We start from the raw sequence: 19,915 nt of genomic DNA on the forward strand, positions 1-19,915 counted from the left end.
CTAGGGATTCGTGGTGGACAGCGTGAACGTCAGGGTCTTGCCGTACGGGCCCGTGCGCAGCGGCTCGGACGCGGCGATCGACTGGGCGAACGCAATCGTCACCTGGTCGTTGCTGACCGGGCCGGAGTAGGCGAGCAGCGGCGTGGGCGCGGCGCTGGAGCCGACCGCGCCCTCGGTGCCGCCCGTCCCGGCGGGGCTGGTCGCCTTGGCGCGCAGCGGCGAGGCGAGCGAGAAGCTGCCGTTGACGAGGTGGCCGGTGGAGGTCGAGCTCGGATCGGCGACGGCGAGCGTGGCGTCGCCCGCGGTGGAGATCACGGTGCCGGTGGTCGAGGCGGTGTAGTCGGTGCTCACACCGGGAGCGAACGCGCCGAACGTCGCGGCGGGGCCGAGCGTGAGGCTCAGCGTCGATGCCACCGAGCCGCCGACGGTCGTCTCCTGGTATTCAGGAGCGTCGGTGCCAGGCGGGGTCTGGGCGGAGGCGGACGGGACGATCACGAGGGCGAGGCCGAGCAACGGGAGCAGCATTCGGTTCATACCGGCTCCATACGGGCGCGCGGCGCCGAAGCTGACAACGAGTCGTTGTCAGCCTGTTCACGCCTGATCCGTATGAAGGGGCGATGCAGGTCACCTACACCCGCTCCGCGCCCGCCCGGGCCGCGGCCCGGAGCCGCTCGCTGGCCGCGCGCGTGGACCCGCAGGCGCTCGCGGCGTGGACGCTCGCGTTCGCGCTCGTGTGCTATCTCGCGCTGCGCGGCGGCGGCTATGACACGGTGGTGCGCAGCGAGGTGGGCGTCGCGATCTGGTGGATCGTGCTGCTCGCCGCCGCGGCCGGTGTGCTGCCGATGCGCTTCCGCGTGCCGGGCCTGGTCGCCATCGGCCTGCTCGCCGGCTTCGTCGCGTGGACGGGGCTCGCCGTCACCTGGTCTGAGAGCAGCGAGCGCAGCGTCGTCGAGCTCGGGCGCGTCGCGGCCTATCTCGGCGTGCTCGTGCTCGCCATCGCGCTGCAGGGCGCGACCGCCGCGCGGCACACCGTCAACGGCCTGGCGTCCGCGATCGGCCTGATCACGCTGATCGCCGTGCTCTCGCGGTTGCACCCGCAGGCGTTCGGGCCCAACGACCACTTCGCGTTCCTGGCCGAGACGAGCGCGCGCAAGCTCAGCTACCCGCTCAACTACTGGAACGGGCTGGCCGCCTTCGCCGCGATCGGCGTCCCGCTGCTGCTGGCGGTCGCGGTCAACGCGCGCACGCTGCTCGGCCAAGCTGCTGCTGCGGCGGCGCTGCCCGTCACCGCGCTGTGCGTGGAGATGACGCTCTCGCGCGGCGGCGTGCTGGCCGTGGCGGTGGGCGTGGCCGCCTTCTTGGTGCTCGCGCCGCGCCGCCTGCACGCGTTCGCGACGCTCGCCGCGGCGGCCGCGGCGGGGGCGATCCTGATCTGGGCCGTCACACGGCGCGCCGCCCTCGACAGTGGCCTCCCGTCGCCGGCCGCGCTCACGCAGGGCTCGCAGGTCCTGTGGCTGCTCGTGATCGCGTGCGCGGGGGTCGGCCTGCTGCAGGTCGCGTTGGGCTTGACGGCGCGCCACGTCGCGCGCCCGCGGATGCTCTCGCTCGACCGTCGGCGGCTCGCCTTCGCGTGGCTCGCAGCGGGTGCGGTCATGTGCGTGATCGCGGTGGGAGCGGGTGCGCCGGGCAAGGTGCACGACCAGTGGCGCACGTTCACCGCGCCCGTCGGCACGGTCGCCCCCGGAGGCGAAGCGACGGTGTTCACGCGCCTGTCGGCCGCCAACGGCAACGGCCGCTACGAGTTCTGGAAGTCCGCACTGGACGCCAACGCCACCCATCCCTTCAAGGGCATCGGGCCGGGGACGTTCGAGCTGTGGTGGGCGCGCCATTCGACCGGCGGCGGCTTCGTGCGCGACGCGCACACCCTGTACTTCGAGACGCTGGCCGAGACCGGGATCGTCGGCTTCGCGGCGCTCGGCGGGCTCTTCGCCTTCCTGCTCGTCTTCGGTGTCGTGCGGCTGCTGCGCGCGCGTGGCGAGCTGCGGGTGACGCTCGCCGCCGCGCTCGCGGGCGTGGCCGCGTTCATGACCTCGGCGGCGCTCGAGTGGGTGTGGGAGCTGGCGGCGATCGCCGTCGCCGTGCTGGCGCTGGCGGCCGTGATCGTCGCGGGCCGCGAGGAGGCGCCGCCGGCGCCGGAGCCACGCGCACGCCCACTGCCGCGCATCGCGCTCTGCGCGCTGGCCGTCGTCGCGCTCGCCACCGTGGCGATCCCGCTCGCGAGCGCGCTGGCGATCCGCGACAGTCAGGCCGCCGCGGCCGACGGCCGCTACGTCGCCGCGCTCGAGGACGCGCGCACCGCCGAGCGCATGCAGCCCTACGCGGCCACACCGCACCTGCAGCAGGCGCTCGTGCTCGAGCAGGCCGGCGCGATCGGCCCCGCCGTCACCGCCGCCCGGGCCGCGACCGGCGACGAGCCGACGAACTGGCGCACGTGGGTCGTGCTCGCACGTCTGGAGGCCCGCAGCGGCGAGAACGCGCAGGCGCTGGCCGCCTTCACCAAGGCCAAGCAGCTCAACCCCAACTCCAATCTGTTCAGGACGCCATGACCGTGCAGCGCGACATCCGCGACGACCTCGAGCCCGGCAGCAGCGACGATCTCGTCGCGCTGGCCCGGCGCCTGCAGGCGCAGCGCCCGCTCCCGGCGCCCGCGTTCCGCGGGCGGCTTCGCCGGCGCTTGATCGCGCAGACCGCTCCGCGCGGCCTGGGGGTGCGCATCGCGGCGTTCGCGGGCTCGGGCCTTGGCCTGCTGGCGCTCGCCGCGGCCGGCGCCGCCGGATTGGGTACGTAAAGTCTCTCGAACTTCACAGTAAGCGGGCCGCTCACAAATAGCGTCCCGCGGGTGAATGACACCGGTCGCGTGGCGCTCGTCCACGACTACCTCAACCAGCGCGGTGGGGCCGAACGCGTCGTACTGGAACTCGCGGCGCTGTTTGACTCGGCCCCGATTTTCACATCGCTTTACAGACCGGATTCCACGTTCCCGAAATTTCGTGAACATGTGATTCACACTTCGCCGCTCGACCGCCTCAAAGTGGATCGCGGCTTCCGTAATTGCTTTCCGCTGTATCCCGCCGCGTTCCGGTCGTTCGGGGTGCTCGACCACGACCTCGTCATCTCCAGCTCGAGCGCCTGGGCGCACGCGGTCCGCACCGCTCCGGGAGCACTCCACGTCGTCTACTGCCACACCCCGGCGCGCTGGCTCTACGGCACGGAGTACCTGGGCTCCTCGCGCCGCCAGGCGGCGCTGACCCCGGCGCTGGGCGCGCTGCGCCGCTGGGACCGGCGCGCCGCGCGGCGCGCGGACCTCTACGTCGCCAACTCGCACGAGGTGCGCCGGCGGATCGAGCGCAACTACGGCATCGACGCGGCCGTCGTGCACCCGCCGGTCGACGTCGACCGGTTCGTCGCCCGCCCGCGCGGGGAGCGCCTGCTCGTCGTCTCGCGGCTGCTCCCCTACAAGCGCGTCGACGCGATCGTCGACACCGCCACGCAATTCGGCATCGGGCTCGATGTCGTTGGCATCGGCCCGTCGCTCGAGGACCTCCAAGCCCGCGCCGGTTCGACCGTCACCTTCCACGGCCGGCTCCCCGATCGCGACGTGACCGCCCTGATGCAGAACTGCCGCGCGCTCTGCCTGCCCGGCTATGAGGACTTCGGCATCACCCCGGTCGAGGCGCAGGCCGCGGGCAAGCCGGTGGTGGCGTTCGCCGCCGGCGGCGCGCTGGAGACGATCGAGGAAGGCCGGACCGGCGCGTTCTTCAAGCGCTACGACACCGAGGACGTCCTCGACGCGATCCGTCGCTGCGATGCCCTGGAGACCTCGCCGGACGCGATCGCCGCGGGCGCGCGCCGCTTCTCCCGCCAGGCGTTCCGGGAGCGCCTGCTGGCGGTGATCGGGCTGCGCTCCGCGGCGCGCGAGAAGGCGGGGCGCTTCGCGCCCGCACGCGGCCTGGAGCCCGGCTTCGCGCCGTCGCGTCCATGAACGATCGCCCGCTGCTGCTGGGCAAGGGCTGGTTTCCCGACCAGCTCGGCGGGCTTGACCGGTATTACCGCGACCTCCTGGAGCACCTCCCGGAGGCCCGCGGCATCGTCGTCGGGGGTACGGCCGCGCAGCCCGAGCGGGTGGGCCGCGGCGCGGGCGGCGCGCTGGGGAGCGCGCCGCCCGCCCGGGTCGTGATCGCCTCCGGGCACGACCGGCCGCTGCCGCACCGGCTCGTCGCCTACTGGCTCGCGGCGGCTCGCGCCGGGCGCGGGGTCGACGTCGTCGACGCGCACTTCGCGCTCTACGCGCTCGCGCCGCTGTATCTCGGCCCGCTGCGCCGCAAGCGCGTCGTCCTGCACTTCCACGGGCCGTGGGCCGACGAGAGCGTCGCGGCGGGTGAGCGCTCGCGGGTGAAGGTCGCGGCCAAGCGGGCGCTCGAGCGCGCCGTCTATCGCCGCGCCGACCACGCGGTGGTGCTCACCAGCGCGTTCAAGCGCGTGCTGGTCGAGCGCTACGGCGTCAAGCCGTGGATCGTCGCCGTCGAACCGCCTGGGGTCGACCTCGAGCGTTTCAGCCTCGGCTCACCTGCCGCGGCGCGGGAGCGGTTCGGCCTGGGCAACGAGGCGTTCGTCGCCGTCGCCGTACGGCGCCTCGTCCCGCGCATGGGCCTGGAGGTGCTGCTCGACGCGTGGGAGGACGCGCGGCCGTCGCTTCCCCCCGGCAGCACGCTGCTGATCGCCGGCGACGGGCCGCTGCGGGGCGCGCTCGAGGAGCGGGCGGGAACCGGCGTGCAGATCCTGGGCCGGATCGGCGAGGACGAGTTGACCGACCTCTACCGCGCCGCGGACGTCGGCGTCGTCCCCACGCTCGCGCACGAGGGCTTCGGGCTCGTCGTGATCGAGGCCGCCGCGTGCGGGACGCCGAGCATCGTCACCGCCGTCGGCGGCCTGCCCGAGGCGGTCGCCGGCCTGGACGAGACGCTGATCGTGGAGCCGGGCAACACGGCCGCGCTGGCGGACCGGCTCATCAGCGCCCAGCACGACCGGCCGACCCCGCGGACCACCCGCGAGTACGCCGAGCGCTTCGCGTGGCCGCGGGTCGCCGAACGCCACCGGGCGATCATGCGCGGCGGGGTCGGCGACGAGCGGATGAAGGTCGTCTACGTCGACCACGTCGCCCGCCTCTCCGGCGGCGAGATCGCGCTCCTGCGGCTGCTCCCGCACCTCGATCGCGTCAACCCGCACGTGATCCTCGCCGAGGAGGGGCCGCTGATCGACGCGCTGCACCGCGAGGGCATCTCGACCGAGGTCCTGCCGCTCGACGACGCCGCCCGCAGCCTGCGCAAGGCGCGCGTCCAGGCCGGTGGCGTGTCGCCCCGCGCCGCGGCGGCGACCGCCGCCTACACGCTGCGGCTCGCGCGCCGCCTGCGTCAGCTCCGCCCCGATCTCGTGCACACCAACTCGCTCAAGGCCGGCGTCTACGGCAGCGTCGCCGCGCGGATCGCGGGCGTCCCGGTCGTCTGGCACGTGCGCGACCGGATCGCCGACGACTACCTGCCCACCCACGCGGTCCGGCTCGTGCGCCGCATGAGCCGTCACCTCGCGACCGCGATCGTCGCGAACTCCCGGAGCACGATGGCGACGCTCGAGGCGGGCAGCGGTCCGACCGTCATCTACTCGGTGGTGCCCGAGGTGATGCACCGGATCGGCACCCCGACCCGCATCGACCGCCGCCCGATGACCTACGGGATCGTCGGGCGACTCGCCCCCTGGAAGGGCCAGCACCTCTTCCTCGACGCCTTCGCGCGGGCCTTCCCGGAGAGCGGCGAGCGCGCGGTCGTGGTCGGCGGCGCGCTGTTCGGCGAGGACGACTACGCGCGTGAGCTGAACCGGCTGGCGGGAAGCTTCGGCATCGCCGACCGCGTCGAGTTCCGCGGCTTCCGGCCCGACGTGTGGGGCGAGCTCGAACGCCTCGACGTGCTCGTGCACGCCTCGGTCACGCCGGAGCCGTTCGGCCAGGTGATCCTCGAGGGCATGGCCGCCGCCGTCCCCGTGATCGCCGCCCGCGCGGGCGGGCCCGCGGAGATCCTCGCCGACGACCTCACCGGCCTGCTCGTCGAGCCCAACGACGTCGGCGAGCTCGCCGCGGCGATGGTCCGCATGCAGGATCCCCAGCTGCGCGCGCGGCTGGCGATCGCCGCGCGCCAGGAGGTCCGCCGCTATGAGCCGGACGTGGTCGCCGACCAGTTGCAGGCGCTCTACACGAAGGTAACCGCGCAGCACCGCCGCGCGGAATCGCCGCGCTAGCGGGCCGAACGTCAACTGCGCCGGGTGGGGAGGGGGAAGTGCGAGCCACCGGTCCCGGGCTGCCGTGAGTCCGGCGCGCCTCTCGGCTCTGTTGCCTCGAACTCTTGCGCCGGGACACCGACAGGTACGGGCTACGGAGACAGAAAGGGCGTTCTCACGCGCGCCGCTCACCCCGCGGGACCGGATTGCGAGGGGGTGCGTAACGAGAGCGTCCTCTCAGGAACTTCTCGTTACACACCCCCATCTGCGCGCCAGCTCGAACAGTGCGAACCTGATCGAAACTTGCGACCCGTGCCTCAAACGCGCACGGTCGACCATGGCGAAGGCAGACCCGGAGGGGGCGCCACTCCCCTTCCCCCACCCGGCGCAGTTGACGTTCGTCAATTCCCAACGACGGCGGTACGCCGGTAGACCACGGTCGAGTCGGCGCCGTTCACGCGCGTGAAGCCGGGCGGTGTGTCGCCGAGCTCGCGGACGAGCCGCACCGGACCGGAGTCCTCGTCGGTCCACCCGTGCTCCATGAACAGCGCGTCGTGGAGCACCACGTGGCCGTCCGGCGCGACGAAGGGCGTCCACTCCTCCCAGTCGCGCTTGACCGCGTCGTAGGCGTGGTCGCCGTCGATGAACAGGAAGTCGATCGGCGCGCGCCACCCGCGGACGGCTTCGGTGCTCAGCTGGCGCAGCCAGTGCACCGTCACGCCCTTGCGGCTCGCCTTGCCCACGAGCCGGCGCGCGGTGACGAGCGAGAAGCTGACGCCGACCCGGCCCTTGGGGTAGGGGTCGATGAGGTGCAGCGTGGCGTCGTGCGCGACGACGTTGGCCAGCTCGTACGCCGAGCCGCCCTCGGAGACCCCGATCTCGACGACGCAGCGCGCCCCCGCTCCGTACTTGACCAGCAGCGCGGCCTCGCGCTCGGAATGCTCCGCCGCGGGCCGGCGCAGGCCGGCCGCCGCAACCACCCGGTGGCGCTGCCAGCCGAGATCCGGACGGTGAAGTATCGCCTGTGTCATGTGCTCTCCTGTGCGCGGCCGGTGCAGGGATCGGTAGTACGCCCGCAGCGCTTGCTGCGCCGTGCGCTGCCACGTGAAGTGCCGCGCCGTCTCACGCGCGCGGGCGCCGAGGTCGGCCCGTAGCGCCGGGTCCGAGGCCAGGCGGCCGAGCGCCGTCGCGAGCGAACGGGCGTCGCCGGCCCCGACGAGCAATGCGCCGGCGCGCTCGGGCTCGGCGGCGCCGAAGATCTCGCGATGCCCGCGGGCGTCGCTGACCACGCACGCGAGCCCGGCCGCCGCGGCCTCGAGCGTCGACAGCGGCATGCCCTCAAACCACGACGGCAGCACGTACGCGTCGTGGTCGGCGAGCAGCTCACGCAGGGCCGCGCGCTCGAAGCGCGGCACGACGGAGACCGAGGCGCGAGCCGGCTGCGGGAAGGCGTCGAGGACCGCGGTCTCCGGCACCGAGGCGCCGAGCACCGAGAGCCGCGCGTCAGGGAAGCGCCGGCTGGTCTCGGCCCACGCCTCGACCAGCTCGGGCACCCCCTTGCGATCGATCCAGGTGCCGATGAACGCCGCGCGCAGCGGCCCGCCCGCAGCGGGCGGCGGCGCCGCGAAGAACCCGGGTTCGACGCCGGTCGTCGCGATCGTCACCGTCTCCGGATCGCGTCCGCGCTCGATCAGGAACGCGGCATCGTCGGAGTTGAGGACGATGACCGCGTCGGCATGCTTGAGCGCGTAGCGCGATTGCGGGAGCCGCGTCAGCGGGACCGAGAGGCGCGATTTCCGGCTGACCCGCCTGCCCTTGGCGCGCGCACGCGCCAGCAGGGCATGCCAGTACGGCTCGTCGAGGCCGTGCGACTGGACGACGCAGGGCGGCATCCCGCGTCCGCCCAGCAGCTTGCGCAGCCAGCAGTAGACCGCCGCGCTGGACTCGTGGATCTCGACGACGTCGATCGGGTGCCGCCGCGCCAGCGCGCGGCAGCGCAGCGCGATCGCGAACGGCGCGACGAACCGGCGGGCAACCGGGGGAACACGTTCAGTGAGGATGTCGCGGCTGAACAGGTACAGCACGCGGTGACCGCCGCGCGTCAATTCCGCGCCGCTCTGCAGCATGAAGCCGGTCATCCCGCCGTTGGCGTCGGCCTCGACGTCGGCGACCTTCAGAACGGTGAGGCGTTCCTTGGCAGGAGGCATTGCGCGAGGGGGGACTCAGGTCCGGACCCAGCACGCCGCGGGCCCGCGGCCCGGTATCGCGCCAGGGCGGAAGGGGAGGCCGGAGCGGTCGAGCAACGCGCTGATCGCGTCGGTGTCGGCATGCCCGAGATGGAGCTCGCCCTGAAAGCAGTGGATGCGGTCCAGCCACGACAGGTCGCCGCGGAAGACCGCATCCTCGCCGCCTTCGATGTCCATCTTCAACAGCACCTGACCGGGGTGGTCCGGGAGCAGGTCGAGGATCGAGGCGATCGACAGGACCTCGACCTCCAGACCTCCCGCGGTGTCCAGCCGGCCGACATTGGAGTCGCGCTCGCGGCGGAAGCTCGCGCGCCCGTCGACGGGCCCGGCGGCGGCCTCGAGCACCAGCGCCGGCACTCGGTTCTGCGCGAGGTTGCGGCGCAGGATGGCGGCGTTGGCGGGATCGGGCTCGACGGCGATCACGTAGTCCGGCTTCAGCTGCCGGTGCAGGTACACCGACGTCAGGCCGATGTTGGCGCCGAGATCCACGACGTAGCGGACGTCGCGCGCCTCCGGGGGCGGGATGTAGGCGCCCTCGATCCAGATCTCGCGGATCGCCTGCAGGTCACCGCGGTTGAGCCGGTAGGTGAGCCGCGAACCGTCGCGCATGCCGATGGTGCGCGCCGTGTCCTCGCGCGGGAGCGACGTGAAGCGCAACGCTCGATACCAGAGGATGTCCAGCGCGAGCCGCGGGCGGTCCACCGGCTGCAGTCGCTGGGTGACCGTCAGTTCGCGAGCGATGCCTGCGAGGCGGGACAGCGGCATGACCGTGGGTGTGGTGTCTGCGCTCATGTGATGACCGGCCGCGGCAGAGCTTACGTACGACCCAGAGCCACATCGCGGGCCAGACTCGCGATGTTCACAACGCCACGAACTCATGCGCTGGGCTGGCGGCGTTTGAACCGTGCGGACCGCCGCCGCACCCGGCCGGAGAGCTCCCACGCCCACTGCAGATCCTCCCGCGACGGCACCAGGTACTGCCGCAGCGATGCCGGCCAGCGCCGCCGCGCCGCCACGAGCTGGAACACGAAGCTCGCGGAGTACGCCACGAGGCTCACGATGGCCGCCCCGACCGCGCCGAGCGGGCCGAGCGTCAGCCACAGCCCGCCGACGGTGATCACGAGCGCCAGCCCTTCGGCCAGCGAGGGGACGGCGGGCGCCCCGTCGCCCTGGAGCGCCGCCCCGATCACGGCGCCGCCGGCCAGCGGGATCGCTGCCGCGAGCAGGATGAACGTCATCAGCGTCGCGGCCCCGAACTCGGGGCCGAAGAGCACGCGCAGCAGGATCGGCGTCACGGCGGCGATCGCGATCGAGATCGCCGTGGTCGTGAGCAGCGTGATCCGCAGCGTCTGCGGCAGGATCGTCTGCCCGGCGGCGGTACGGGTCAGCAGCGGCGGCGTCACCGCGCTCGTGAACGCGGTGCTCGCTCCGGCCAGGCTGGCGGCGACCGCGTAGAGGCCCAGCTCACGCGACGAGACCGCGGTGATCATCACGAGCTGGTCGAGTCGCACGTTCGCGGTGTAGGCCAGCCCGCCCAGCCACGTCTTGAGCCCCATGACGATCCCCTCACGCGCGACGGCGGCGTCGAAGACGGGGCGGCCGCGCTCTGCGAGCAGCGACGCGGCCGGTGCGATCACGAGCACCCCCGCGACCATCGTCGCCGCGGCGGCGGTGGCCACGGTCAGCCGGCCGACGGCGAACAGCACGACGATGGCCGCGAACGGCACGCCGAACGCGATCGTGCGCGCGACGAGCCAGCGGTTCCAGCGCTCGAGGCCCTGGAGGCAGGACATCAGCAGGATGCCGAGCATCCAGACGGGGAGCCCGAGAAAGGCGACGATCAGGCAGACGCGAACCGTCTCCCGGCCCTCGGCGAGCGCCGTCGCGGCGGGCACGGCGAAGGCCGCGCCGATCAGGCCGAGCACCAGCATCACGGCCCCGACGGAGCCGAGGACCTCGTTGACCGGCCGTCCGCGCGCCGTCTCGCGGTTGGCGTAGTACGGCAGGGCGAGGCTCAAGAGCACCGGCGCCAGTCCCAGCGGCACCAGGATCGCCGCCAGGTCGCCGCGCCCCTGCGGCCCGAGCGCTCGCGCCAGCAGCGGCCCGGTGAGGAACCCGGTGGCGGCGGTGAGGATGTTGACGACCGCGAGCCGGCCGACCACGGCGCTGAGCCGTGGCGTCATCGCCGCCGCGTCATGCCCGTACCGCGTGCAGGTGTTCCTCGTACGCGGCGACGCCCTGCGGCATGGCGAGCGAGAAGTACGCCGTGCGGTCGATCTCGTGGACGCCGATGCGTGCCTGGCGCAGCACGAGCTCGTTGTAGGCGGGGCAGATGAAGAACCGCCCGTTGACGTGGGCGTCCTTGCGGATCATCGCCATCGTCGCCTCCAGGAAGCTGCCGCCGCGTGCGAAGTAGTAGGTGCCGGCGGTCGCCAGCGTGCTGATCGGGCGCTTCTCGGCCGCCTCGACGACCAGCCCGTCCGGCCCCGTGCGCACGTAGGACCAGCGCGGGTGCACGGCGTTGAAGACGACGACACCGCCATCGAGCTCGCGCGCGGCGAAGTCGTCGACGATCGCGCCGAGGTCGTCCTCGACGATCTGGTCGCCGTTGTAGATCAGCAGCGGCTCCTCGGGGGCGATCTCCTCGATCGCCAGCAGCGCCGTGCAGGCTGCGCCCGACTCGAGGTCGGGCACGAGCAGGACCGTCGCGCCCGGGACGAGCAGCCGCAGCACGTCGGCGGTACGGAATGCGTCGTCCTCGGAGCGGCGCACGATGAAGATCGGTCGCGCGCCCGCGTCCAGCAGCGGCCGCAGGCAGCCGACGACGCGTTCGATCAGCGGCAGGCCGTCGATCTCGATCAGGTTCTTCGGCCAGGCGTGCCCTGCCTCCTCGAAGCGCCCGGAGTCGCCGGCCATCAGGACGAGGACGTTCATGCGACGGCCCCGGCGGTCTCGGCGGCGCGGATGCGCTCGACGATCCGGTCGTAGACGACGTCCTCGGGCCGCTGTACCACCATCACGTGCGCCCCGGAGGCGCGCCCGGCCTCGATCCCGTGTGGGTTGTCCTCGAGCACGAGCGTCTCGCTCGGCGCGACGCCCAGGCGCCGCATCGCGACCTGGAAGATCTCGGGATGGGGCTTGGCGTGCTCGACATCCTGGTTGGACAGGATCACGTCGAGGTACGGCGTGAGGCTCGCGCGCTCCATCATCAGCTCGACGCTCGCGCGCACCGAGTTCGACGCCACCGCGAGCCGCAGCCCGTCGGCCTTGAGCGTGGAGAGCGCGAACTCGTGCTGGAACATCGGCTTGCACTCGTTGTGGACGATCTGCAGCGTGTACTGCTGCTTGAGCGAGTTGATGAACGCGTGCAACTGGCGCGGCAAGCCCCGTTCGAGCGAGAGCATCTCGAGCTTCTTGCGCGTCGGCAGGCCGTCGTAGGTCGCGATGTGGTCGTAGCGGCTGATCGCGTGCCCGAGCAGCCCGAGCGCGCGGTTGAGCGCCTCGTAGTGCCACTCCTTGGCGTCGATCAGGACGCCGTCCATGTCGAACACGATCGCGCGGATCGGAGCCATCCGGGCCGACTCTAAGTCGGCACCTGGGCGCCCACGTTCTCAGCGTGTGAATGTTCACCGGTCCGCTACTTCGTGTCCGCGTGGGTGCCTCAGGCTCAGCCGCATATGGCGCCGCGCCCCCGCATCTCCGTCGTCGTTCCGGTCTTCAATGGCGCCCGCGATCTCGGCGGCTGTCTGGAGTCGATCCGGGTCGCGCTGACGCGGGTGCCGCGCTCACGGATCGAGGTGATCGTGTGCGACAACTGGTCGACCGACGCCTCGCGCGAGATCGCCGAGCGCGCGGGGCTGTCGTGCGACTACCGGATCATGCGTCCCGCGCAGCACGAGCCCAACCGCACGCGCAACTGGCGCGCCGGGCTCGCGCAGGCGCGCGCCGACTGGATGATGATGCTGCACGCCGACGACGTGCTCGCCCCAGGCGGCCTCGCCGCCCTGCTGCGGGCCATCGAGCGGCCCGAAGCCGAGCGCGCGACGCTGATCGGCGGCCGCCACCGGACGTTCCGCGAGCCCGGCGAGCCCGACGGCGGGCTGCATCCGTACTGGCCCGCGACCTCGCTGCTGCCCGGCTCGCTGCTGGTCCGTTCCGTGCTCCCGCTGCACTGTCCGTTCGTGCCGTTCCTGCTCATGCGACGTAAGGCCTACGAGGCGGTCGACGGCCTCGACGAGCGGTGGGAGCTCGTGCAGGACTGGGAGCTGTGGATGCGGCTGCTCGGGCGCGGCGACGTGCTCTTCGTGCCGGACGAGATCGGCTGGTGGCGCGTGCATCCGACCTCGCCGCGCTACCGCGAGATCAACGCGCGCGAGCACGTCGAGCTCGCGCGGCGCGTGGCGCCGCGCGCGCTGCCCGTGGCGCTGGCGCGCGCCGCCGTGCACCTCGACGGGCTCGACGCCGACACGCCCTGGCTCAACGGCGACCGGCTCCCGACCGTCGACGCCGCCAACGCGTCCCTGCGGCGCACGCTGCGCCTCGTCTCGGCGCGGCTGTACGCGCTGCGCGCGGTCGGCGTCGTGCGCCGCGTGCTGTGAGCGCGGGGCTGGTCGTCTACCGCGCGCTCGGCGGCATCGACGCGATCGACGAGCACTCGCGGCGGCTGGTCGGGGCGCTGCGCGCCGCCGGCGTCGAGGCCCGCTACGTCCCCGAGGGGCTCGGGGGTGTCCGCGGGACCCGCGCGCCGTGGGTGCTCCTGCAGTACAACCCGTTCCGGTTCGGCCGCGCCGGCTTCGCGCCGCGGCTGCTCGCCCAGGCGCTCGCGCTGCACGCGCCGCTCGCGCTGATGGTGCACGAGGCCTGGATCGACATCCGCGACGCGCGCTCGCTGCTGATCGGTGGCTGGCAACGGGCGCAGCTGCGCGCGCTGCTGCTGCGGGCGGGGACGGTGCTCGCGAACACCCAGTCGCTGGCCGCCGAGCTCGGTGCCACGCACGTGCCGGTCAGCTCGAACATCACGCCGCTGCCGGTCTCGAAAGCGATGGCGCGTCAGCGGCTCGGCCTCGGCGACGGGCTCGTGGTCGGCCTGTTCGGGCGCTCGAACCCGAGCCGCGCGCTGGACCACGCGGAGACCGCCGTCGCCGCCCTGGAGCCACAGACGGTGCTGAACCTCGGCGCCGACGCGCCGTCGCTGAACGCACCCGGGGAGGTCCGCACGCCGGGCGCCCAGGCGCCGGACGAGCTGTCGCTCGCGCTGCGCGCCTGCGACCTGCTGCTGTTGCCGTTGACCGACGGCGTGTCGACGAAGCGCACCACGTTGATGGCCGCGCTCGCGCACGGCGTGCCCGTCGTGGGCCTGGACGGTCAGCGGACCGACGCCATGCTGCGTTCGGGGCCGTTGACGCTCACGCCCGCCGGCGACCCGCAGGCCTTCGCCCGGGCCGCGGTCGCGCTCGCCGCCGACCGCGACCGGCTGCGCGCGCAGGGCGAGGCCGGGCGGCGCCTGTACGAGCGCGAGTTCGACTGGCCGCACGTGGCCCGGCGCGTCGCGGCGGCGCTCGGTTGATGGACGTCACGCTCGTCGCGCATCACATCGGCCCGGTCGGCGGGATGGAGCTGCAGGTGGCGCAGCTCGCGACCGGGCTGCTCGCGCGCGGCCATCGCGTAACGACGATCGCGCAGGCGAGCGAGCTGCCCGAGCACGAGCTCCTGACCAGGCTCCGCGTGCCGGTGCGGCGAGTGCCCTTTGCCCTGTTCTACCCGTGGTTCGCCGCCGCCGCCGCACCGCTCGTCGCGCGCCACGCACGTGGGATCGTCCACACCGCGGGGGCGATCGTCCCGAACGCGGTCGACGTCGCCACGATCCACTTCCTGCATCGCGCCTACGCCGAGCTGCACACCGCGCCGCGCGTCAGCCGCGACACCGCGGCGCATCGTCTCAACGCGCGCGCGTCCCGTGCGCTCAGCCTCACGGCCGAGCGGCTCGCGTACCGCCCGGCGCGACTGCGTTCGGTCGTCGCCGTCTCCGGCGGCGTGCGCCGCGAGGTCGAGCGGTGGTTCCCCGGTGTGCCTGCGACCACGATCCCGCACGGCGTCGACCTCGAGCGCTTCCGGCCCGACGCGCCGCGCCGCGCCGCCGAGCGGCGCCGGCTGGGGATCGCGCCGGACGCGCTGGTGGCCGTCTTCGTCGGCGGCGACTGGCCGCGCAAGGGCCTCACGCACGCGATCCGCGCCGTCGCCGCGGCCGCGCGGTGGCAGCTGCTGGTGATCGGGCGCGGCGACGAGGCGGCGTTCGCGCGCGTCGCCGCCGAGGCGGGCGCGGGCGAGCGGGTGCACTTCCTCGGCGTCTCGCGCGACACGGCGGCGCAGTACGCCGCCGCCGACGCGTTCGTCCTGCCCACCCGCTACGAGACGTTCTCGCTCGTGACCTACGAGGCGGCCGCGTCAGGGCTGCCGCTGCTGGTGACGCGGGTCAGCGGCCCGGACGAGCTGATCGTCGAGGGCGTCAACGGCGCGTTCATCGGTGACGACGCAGCCGTCACCGCGCGCTGGCTGGAGCGGCTCGCCGATCCTGAACTGCGCGCGCGCCTCGGCGCGGCGGCGCGCGCGGCGGCCGCGCCGTACTCCTGGGACGCGGTCGTGGACCGCCACGTGGAGCTCTACGCGGAGCTGGCGGCTGCGCGCAACGCTGCACGCAGCGCGGCGGGCCGCTCGATCAGCCAGTAGGCGACCACGCCGCCGATCGTCCACAGGTACGGCGCGTAAGGCGTGGTCGCGGTGAGCCCGCCGCCGGTCCAGTAGAGCGCGAGCAGCGCAGCGAGCGGCGCCAGCATCGCGGCCAGCAGCGCGCGCGCCTCGGGATCGGGTTCCTTGCGGATGCGCACGAAGCCGAGCCACAGAAGCGTGATCGTGAAGCCGAACACCGTCAGCAGGCCGGGAATGCCCGTCTCGACGACGATGAATGAGAACCACGACTCGGTGTCGACCGTGTCGATCAGGGTCGTGCCGCCCTTGTAGCTCGCCGCCGGCCCCACCGAGCCGAGCCCGGCACCCAACGGGTAGTCGACGATGTTCTGCGGGATGACCGCGATCGAGCTGCCGCGCGCCTCGCCGGCCGTCGCGACGATCTTCGACGGGGTGAGGCCGGAGTAGCGGAAGGCGTCGTCGGCGCCGCTCTGGGTCGCCGAGCCGGCGATCCCCTGGAACACGAACAGCACCACGACCGCGGTGACGCCGAGCCCCACCAGCGTCGCCAGTCGCCCGCCGGCGGTGAGCGTCAGGAGCCCGTAGGTCACGACGATGATCGCCGCGGCGAGCACCGGCGCGCGTCCCTGCGAGGTGACGATCGCGGCGATCACACCCAGCGCCAGCACCGCGGCGAGCAGCAGGTACCGCATGCGGGTGAAGCGTGTGATCAGCACTAGCAGCGCGCCGAGCGCGAACGCCCCCATCACGCCGCCCGCGCCCGCGTCGCTGCCCAGGCCGAAGGGGCGCACGAGCCCGGTCGTGTCGCCGGAGGTGAACGTCCGCCCGGCGTCGACGAAGGCGCCGCGGCCGAGCACACGGTCGGCGTAGCCCGGACCCCACGCGGCGAACTCCTGCGCGGTCAGGTTGAACTGCAGGTAGCCGGCGACGCCGTTGGCGGCCCCGATCACGAGCAGGAGGATCACAAAGCCGCGAAGCGCCGCCTTCGTGCGCAGGAACGCGAACGCGAGGAAGAACAGCGGGACGAACTCGAGGTGCTGGCGCACACCCGCGAGCGAGTGCGTGAACGTCCCGCCACTCGGGTTGAGCACCTGCGCGAACACCACGACCACGAACGTGATGACCCAGGCCGACAGCGGCGGCACGCGCACCGGCTTGCCGCTCACCTGCGCGCGGACGAGCACGCCGGCGACGATCGCGAACAGCAGCGCGTCGCGTACGAGGGAGACGACGGTCGAACCCGTGGACAGCTTCGCGTAGCCGTCCACCATCCCGATGTAGGCCATGAACACGGCCAGCGCGACCAGCGTGCGGCGCGTCGCCGCGAACCAGCACAGGGCGACGAGGAACAGCCCCATGCCGATGCCCTTGCGGGCTCCCCAGTGGTCGATGAAGTACGTCGAGCCCGCGGCGACCGCGACGACCAGCAGCGCCGCCGTGGTGTCGGTCAGCGCCCGCCGGGTTCGGTCGCCCCGCAGCGGGAGGGGCAGGGCGAGCGTCCCCATCGGAGCCCTAGACGGTCTCGGCGAGCTGCTTCGCCTTGCGCCGCGAGCGCTTGTCCTCGCCGTAGCCGTACCCGTATCCGTAGCCACTGCCGTAGCCGTAGCCCGCGGCCTCGAAGTTCGACAGGTCGTTGGCGACGACACCGAGCAGGTCGACGCCCGGCACACGCTCGAGGAACTCGGTCAGCCGGCGCGCGGTGTCGCGGCTCGTGACGCCGAGCCGGCAGACGACGATCGCGGCGTCGGCATAGCGCAGCAGCGGCACCGTGTCCGTCACGGCGAGCAGCGGCGCGGAGTCGATCAGCACGATGTCGTGGTGCTCGCGTACGAAGTCGAGCACCTCGGCGACCCGCTCGGAGCCGAGCACGGCCGGCGGGTTGGCGGGGCGCGGGCCGCTGCGCACCAGCGTGATCGTCCCGGTGTGGGCGCCGTGCCCGTTGCCGTTGCCGTTGGGCCGTGCGTCGTGATGCTCGAGGTCGAGCCGCACGAGCTCGTCCATCCCGGGCATCGCCGTGCCGATCTGCACCGCCACGTCGGCCAGCTCGGCGTCGTGGCGCAGCACGTCGGTCAGGCCCGGCCCGGCGTGATCGCCGAACAGGGCGGCGAGCGTCGGATGGCGCAGGTCGCCCTCGATCACGGCGACGCGCTTGCCCGTCTCGCGGAACGCGAGCGCGAGGTTGCGCACCACCGTCGACTTGCCCTCGCCCGGCACGGCGCTCGTGATCACGATGGTGCGCGGCGGCGCATCCAGGCGTGCCAGCTCGACGTTGGTGCGCAGCACCCGGAACGCCTCCTGGAACTCCGGCCCCAGCGCCGCCTCGCCCGCTTTGAAAGGCACCGGCTTGTCCGTGTGCGGCAGCGTCGCGAGCAGCGGTGCGTGGTAGATGCCCTCGACCTCGTCCGGGCGCTTGAGGCGGCGGTCGAAGCGCTCGAGACCGAACGCCGCGGCGACCGCGAGGATCAAGCTCAGGGCGAAGGCGAACAACGCGTTGCGCCTGGGCTGCGGCTCCGACGGCGTCTGCGGCGGCAGCGCGGGGTCGACCTGGCGCGTGATCGTCGGCGGGACGTCCGTGGCGATCTCGAGCCGCTGGATCTGCGCCTGCAGGTTCGAGCGCGTGGCCGCGTTGATCGGCCCGCGCGGGAGGTCGCGCAACTGCGTGCGGGTCAACTCGAGCGCGCGCTTGACGCGGTCGGACTGCGAGTTGTTGATGTAGTCGACGAATTCCTTCGCGTAGGCGTTCGCGATCAACGCGGCCTCAGCCGGCGTCGGACCGGTGGCCACCACGTTCACGAAGTCCTGGCCGACCTTGGAAGTGATCTGGATCCGCCGCAGCAGCTGGCCGGGCGTGCCGTTGAAGTTGATCTTCTCCGCCACGCTCGCGGCCGTGGCGCGCGAATACAGCAGCGACGCCTGGTTGGAGACGGCGCGGTCGGTGCTCTGCAGGCTCGGCGTGCCGTTCACCGGATCGCCCGGATCCTTGACATACACGAGCGTCCCGGTGCGGTAGACCTTCGGCTTGTGCGCGTAGTACGCGTAGACGCCTCCGGTGGCGAGCGCCACGGCGAGCAGGATGAGCCACTTGTGCGACCAGAGGGGGCGCAAGTAGTCGGCGATATGCGGTTGTTGAGTGGCGGTATCCATGGCGAAGCCGTCTCCGCCCAGGCGGATAGGGAACGCAAGCTGCGTTGCCCGGGGAGACCGGTGGAGGCATCCAATCAGCACGCCTCCGGGACGACGCTTACAACCTGTGAATACACGTGTTGGACACGAGTCCCCGGGTGGGCGCGGGTAGCGTCGCGCCGCGATGGACGCCACCTTCATCAGGCGGGTCGCGGCGGCCGCGCGGCGGCACGGCCCGGGGGGCCTCCCGGTCGCCGCGGTGCGCCGGGTCGCGGCGGTCGTCGGTGACCGGCGTGAGCGCGCTCTCGAATGGAGCTTCGACCGCCGTCGCGGCATCGACACCGCGGGTGTCCTGCGCGACGGCGCGACGCCGTACCAGCCCGTGCACCCCGCGGCGTTTCGTGAGCTCGTCTCGCACGTCCCGGCGCGGGACACGTTCGTCGACATCGGCAGCGGCCGCGCTCGGGCGCTCATCCTCGCGGTCGAGCACGGCTTCCGGGGCGCGGTCGGCGTCGAGATCGACGCCGAGCACCACCGGACCGCTGAGGCGAACGTCCGGCGCTACCCGACGATCCGGCTCGTGCATGGCGACGCGCTGCGGTTCCGGTTTCCCGAAGGTCCGCTGACGATTCTCGTCTACAACCCGTTCCCGCGCTCGGTGATGGAGGCGTTCGTGGACCGCATCCCCGCGGACGCGTGGGTCATCTACGAGGCGCCGCTGGATCGCGACCTGTTCGACGCGCGCTTCGAGCTCGTCGCCGAGCGCACCGAACGCGCCGGCGCCTCGCCGCGGCGGCCGCGCTTCGCGATCTACCGGACGCGCTGATGCAGGCGTGAGGCGCGCCGGCGCAGCGCGTGGTAGCGCCCGCCCGCATAGGGCAGGAAGATCGCCGGATGCACGCGCGCGGGGCAGCGCCCGAAGCCGCTGTGGTCGCGGATCGCCGCGCTCGCGACGCCGCTGTCGACGAACAGCAGCGTGTTCTGGGCGTACCACGGCCCGACGTCGGGATCGTCCCAGATCTCGTCGCGCACGCAGTCCACCGGCGTGAAGCCGCAGCTGATGAACCGCTGGGCCCAGTACGCCGGCCACTGCTCGTTGACGTGCCCGTTGCCGCCCTGGTGCGGGATCGCGGCCGAGAAGAGCACGAGCGGCGCGAGCCGGCAGAGGTCGGCGACGAAGTCCGCCGCTCGCTGCCGCGGCAGGTAGTGGGCGACCTCGAGGCAGATCGCGAGGTCGAAGGAGCGCTCGACGCGCAGTGACAAGGTGAGGTCGCGGGCGAGGAAGCGCGACTCGGGGATGGCCAGCTCCGTCCGGTCGACGTAGTCGCCGTCGATGCCGAGCACGTCCGGGACGCCGAGCGCCGACGCGGTCGCCGCCCATGCGCCGAACAGGCACCCCACGTCCACGACGCTGCCCGGCCGGCTCAGCTCGAACACCCGCGGCAGGACGACCTGCGCGGAGGCCGTGCTCGCCGCGCTCCATGCGCGCAGTTGCGGGGCCGAGAACGGCACGC

The 19,915-nt window shown here is 73.1% G+C and carries 17 protein-coding genes; 8 read left to right on the forward strand and 9 right to left on the reverse strand.

The window, feature by feature from the left end:
* A complete protein-coding gene (locus tag OM076_RS26450) occupies nucleotides 1–534 on the reverse strand; it encodes a hypothetical protein (protein WP_270043107.1) in 534 nt (177 codons plus the stop codon).
* An 83-nt stretch (nucleotides 535–617) separates the two neighbouring features.
* Between OM076_RS26450 and OM076_RS26455 the strand changes: the two genes are divergently transcribed.
* From OM076_RS26455 to OM076_RS26470, 4 genes are all read left to right on the forward strand, one after another.
* Nucleotides 618–2,606, forward strand: a complete 1,989-nt coding sequence (locus OM076_RS26455) for an O-antigen ligase family protein (RefSeq protein WP_270043108.1) — start codon at nucleotides 618–620, stop codon at nucleotides 2,604–2,606.
* Nucleotides 2,603–2,848 carry a hypothetical protein gene (locus OM076_RS26460; RefSeq protein WP_270043109.1) on the forward strand — a complete coding sequence of 82 codons (246 nt, stop codon included), beginning with the start codon at nucleotides 2,603–2,605 and terminating at the stop codon, nucleotides 2,846–2,848. The genes OM076_RS26455 and OM076_RS26460 overlap by 4 nt, the downstream gene beginning before the upstream one ends.
* Before the next feature lie 69 nt (nucleotides 2,849–2,917).
* The gene (locus tag OM076_RS46325; RefSeq protein ID WP_270043169.1) at nucleotides 2,918–4,042 is read left to right on the forward strand and encodes a glycosyltransferase; all 1,125 of its coding nucleotides are present in this window, start codon (nucleotides 2,918–2,920) and stop codon (nucleotides 4,040–4,042) included.
* Nucleotides 4,039–6,348, forward strand: a complete 2,310-nt coding sequence (locus OM076_RS26470; protein WP_270043110.1) for a glycosyltransferase family 4 protein — start codon at nucleotides 4,039–4,041, stop codon at nucleotides 6,346–6,348. The genes OM076_RS46325 and OM076_RS26470 overlap by 4 nt, the downstream gene beginning before the upstream one ends.
* A 380-nt stretch (nucleotides 6,349–6,728) precedes the next feature.
* Here the strand turns inward: OM076_RS26470 and OM076_RS26475 are convergent, their stop codons facing one another.
* The 5 genes from OM076_RS26475 to OM076_RS26495 all read right to left on the reverse strand — a co-directional run bounded on the left by OM076_RS26475 (nucleotide 6,729) and on the right by OM076_RS26495 (nucleotide 12,145).
* Complete coding sequence (locus OM076_RS26475; RefSeq protein ID WP_270043111.1) at nucleotides 6,729–8,534, reverse strand: glycosyltransferase; 1,806 nt, start codon at nucleotides 8,532–8,534, stop codon at nucleotides 6,729–6,731.
* A 15-nt stretch (nucleotides 8,535–8,549) separates the two neighbouring features.
* Entirely contained in the window at nucleotides 8,550–9,365 is an 816-nt protein-coding gene (locus tag OM076_RS26480) for an FkbM family methyltransferase (RefSeq protein WP_270043112.1), read from the reverse strand.
* 83 nt (nucleotides 9,366–9,448) lie between these two features.
* A complete protein-coding gene (locus OM076_RS26485; RefSeq protein ID WP_270043113.1) occupies nucleotides 9,449–10,756 on the reverse strand; it encodes an oligosaccharide flippase family protein in 1,308 nt (435 codons plus the stop codon).
* Between the two features lie 10 nt (nucleotides 10,757–10,766).
* Nucleotides 10,767–11,507, reverse strand: coding sequence for a glycosyltransferase family 2 protein (locus tag OM076_RS26490; RefSeq protein ID WP_270043114.1), 741 nt, complete (start codon nucleotides 11,505–11,507; stop codon nucleotides 10,767–10,769).
* Complete coding sequence (locus OM076_RS26495; protein ID WP_270043115.1) at nucleotides 11,504–12,145, reverse strand: HAD family hydrolase; 642 nt, start codon at nucleotides 12,143–12,145, stop codon at nucleotides 11,504–11,506. The genes OM076_RS26490 and OM076_RS26495 overlap by 4 nt, the downstream gene beginning before the upstream one ends.
* Before the next feature lie 105 nt (nucleotides 12,146–12,250).
* On the opposite strand from OM076_RS26495, the gene OM076_RS26500 reads away from it, so the two are divergent.
* From OM076_RS26500 to OM076_RS26510, 3 genes are read left to right on the forward strand one after another with little or no spacing between them, the layout of a single operon-like run.
* Complete coding sequence (locus OM076_RS26500) at nucleotides 12,251–13,171, forward strand: glycosyltransferase family 2 protein (protein WP_270043116.1); 921 nt, start codon at nucleotides 12,251–12,253, stop codon at nucleotides 13,169–13,171.
* Complete coding sequence (locus OM076_RS46330) at nucleotides 13,168–14,139, forward strand: glycosyltransferase (protein WP_270043117.1); 972 nt, start codon at nucleotides 13,168–13,170, stop codon at nucleotides 14,137–14,139. Before OM076_RS26500 ends, OM076_RS46330 begins: the two co-directional genes overlap by 4 nt.
* Nucleotides 14,139–15,299, forward strand: a complete 1,161-nt coding sequence (locus tag OM076_RS26510; RefSeq protein WP_270043118.1) for a glycosyltransferase family 4 protein — start codon at nucleotides 14,139–14,141, stop codon at nucleotides 15,297–15,299. Before OM076_RS46330 ends, OM076_RS26510 begins: the two co-directional genes overlap by 1 nt.
* On the opposite strand, the gene OM076_RS26515 is transcribed toward OM076_RS26510, so the two are convergent.
* Together OM076_RS26515 and OM076_RS26520 are read right to left on the reverse strand one after the other, a co-directional pair.
* Nucleotides 15,233–16,783: an O-antigen ligase family protein gene (locus OM076_RS26515; RefSeq protein WP_270043119.1), complete on the reverse strand. Its 1,551-nt coding sequence runs from the start codon at nucleotides 16,781–16,783 to the stop codon at nucleotides 15,233–15,235. The genes OM076_RS26510 and OM076_RS26515 overlap by 67 nt on opposite strands.
* 7 nt (nucleotides 16,784–16,790) lie before the next feature.
* Nucleotides 16,791–18,383 (reverse strand): tyrosine-protein kinase domain-containing protein, encoded by a 1,593-nt coding sequence (locus OM076_RS26520; RefSeq protein WP_270043120.1) that lies wholly within the window; start codon nucleotides 18,381–18,383, stop codon nucleotides 16,791–16,793.
* A 202-nt stretch (nucleotides 18,384–18,585) separates the two neighbouring features.
* On the opposite strand from OM076_RS26520, the gene OM076_RS26525 reads away from it, so the two are divergent.
* Nucleotides 18,586–19,227 carry a class I SAM-dependent methyltransferase gene (locus tag OM076_RS26525; protein ID WP_270043121.1) on the forward strand — a complete coding sequence of 214 codons (642 nt, stop codon included), beginning with the start codon at nucleotides 18,586–18,588 and terminating at the stop codon, nucleotides 19,225–19,227.
* On the opposite strand, the gene OM076_RS26530 is transcribed toward OM076_RS26525, so the two are convergent.
* Nucleotides 19,212–19,913, reverse strand: coding sequence for a class I SAM-dependent methyltransferase (locus OM076_RS26530; protein WP_270043122.1), 702 nt, complete (start codon nucleotides 19,911–19,913; stop codon nucleotides 19,212–19,214). The genes OM076_RS26525 and OM076_RS26530 overlap by 16 nt on opposite strands.
* Nucleotides 19,914–19,915: the final 2 nt, after the last annotated feature.

The organism is Solirubrobacter ginsenosidimutans (genome assembly GCF_027587205.1).